Raw genomic sequence first — 255 nt, 5'->3', positions numbered from 1 at the left:
CAGGGTCGTCAAACGCGAATTTCCCGGCGAGAAAACGCCATCCATGCAGGCTGTCGCGCTGAACCAGCGTCGTCCGCAATTCCGCGACGTGCGCGTGCGACGGGCGATCGCCAATTGCTTCGATTTCGAATGGACCAAGCGGGTTCTGTTTTTCGGCGCTTACGAGCGCTCGCAATCGAACTTCGAACGGTCGGATTACAAGGCCGAGGGGCCGCCCTCGCCCCAGGAATTAGCGTTGCTGGAGCCGTTCCGAGC

At 61.2% G+C, this 255-nt stretch carries 1 protein-coding gene; it reads left to right on the top strand.

Translation table 11 applies throughout. The features are described from left to right. Positions 1–255, top strand: a 255-nt coding sequence (locus E5W87_RS34835; protein ID WP_292408337.1) for an ABC transporter substrate-binding protein, incomplete at both ends; no start/stop codon positions are given.

Origin of the sequence: Mesorhizobium sp., from assembly GCF_004962925.1 — a bacterium.
Classification (GTDB): Bacteria; Pseudomonadota; Alphaproteobacteria; order Rhizobiales; family Rhizobiaceae; genus Mesorhizobium.
Note: the sequence above shows the minus strand (reverse complement) of the source record. Positions and strands in the feature narration are given on the sequence as shown.